Source organism: Actinomycetospora sp. 2LY8.5, assembly GCF_057180585.1.
In genome coordinates this window covers 1-1,205 of sequence record NZ_JBXUHE010000109.1, presented here as the reverse complement: position 1 = coordinate 1,205, position 1,205 = coordinate 1, and the positions used below count along the sequence as shown (strand labels likewise).

At 69.7% G+C, this 1,205-nt stretch carries 1 protein-coding gene; it reads right to left on the bottom strand.

Annotated features, from left to right (window positions below; all coding sequences use genetic code 11):
* Positions 1 to 11 precede the first annotated feature (11 nt).
* On the bottom strand, positions 12 to 1,115 hold the full coding sequence (locus AC2A1K_RS35625) for an IS630 family transposase (protein WP_483901075.1): 1,104 nt from the start codon (positions 1,113 to 1,115) through the stop codon (positions 12 to 14).
* Positions 1,116 to 1,205 lie beyond the last annotated feature (90 nt).

The window sequence follows — 1,205 nt, the reverse complement described above, 5'->3', positions numbered from 1 at the left end:
CTAGTGCTGTATCAGGCAACGTTGGGTAGGTAATCGGGTCTGCGGATCTTGGAGTTGGCGGCGAAGCGGCGTTTCGGGGTGGCGTGGCGGTTGTGCCAGCGCACGTAGCCCGCGATCGCGGCTTGCTGGGCGGCGTGGCTGGGGTAGTCGCTGCCGTCGAGGGTGAAGTAGCGCAGCGCGGTGAACTCGGCCTCGATCCAGTTCAGCCAGGAGGCGTGGGTCGGGGTGAACACCAGCTCGACGTCGTGGGCGGCGCACCAGTCGGCGACCTCGGCCTTGCGGTGCGGGGAGAAGTTGTCGCACACCACGAACAGTCGCCCGGTCGGGAACCGGACCCGTAGCTGCTTGAGGAAGTCGAGGAACTCCCGCCAGCGCTTGTGGTCACGGAACCGGTAGAACATCTGCCCGCTGGCGAGGTCCAGCGCGGCGATCATGTGCCGGACCCCGCCGGTGCGGGTGTAGGTCGCCCGCCGCCGAGCGGGGCGGCCGCGGGGGAACCAACCGTGGCCGGGGCGGGGCTGGAGGTTCAGCGGCCCGAACTCGTCGGCGCAGATCACCCGCCCGCCGACGGGCAGCTGCCCGGCGGCGGCCTGGTCGTAGAGCTCGAGGATGCGGTCCTTCTTCGTGCTGAACTCGGGGTCGCGGCTGGCTTTCCAGGTCTTGGTGGCCTGCCAGGAGATGCCCGCGGCGCGCAACACGAGGCGCACGGTCTCGGTGCTCACCGCGATCCGGTGGGCCACGGCGAGATGCTCGACGAGCTTGGTCAGGCTCCAGGTGGTGAACGGGCGCCCGAGCTGCGCTGGAGCGGTCTTGGCCACCCGACAGATCGTCTCGTGGGTCCGGGGACCGAACTTAGGCGGTCGGCCCCCGCTCCATTTTGGGTCCAGGGCTGCGAACCCCTGGTCGTTGAACGCGTGGATCACCTCCCGCGCGTACGCCGCGGTCGCGGCGAACATCGCCGCCGCGTCACTGGCCGAACGGCCTTGGGTCGAGGCCAGCACGATCCCCGCCCGCCGCAGCCGCACCCGGTCCTTCGCCGTCCTGGTGATCTTGACCAGGCGCTCCGCCTCCGCCTCGGACAGCTCCCGAGCGAACACCTCCGCGGGCCGTGCCATCGCCCACCACCTCCGGCGACAGCCTCCCGACTCACAAGATCCTGATCAAGCCCAGGGATACGACGCCGACGTTGCTTGATGCAGCACTAG

Coding starts and splice junctions, on each gene's coding strand:
- AC2A1K_RS35625 (WP_483901075.1), bottom strand. CDS start 1,115: ATGGCACGGCCCGCGGAGGTGTTCGCTCGGGAGCTGTCCGAGGCGGAG.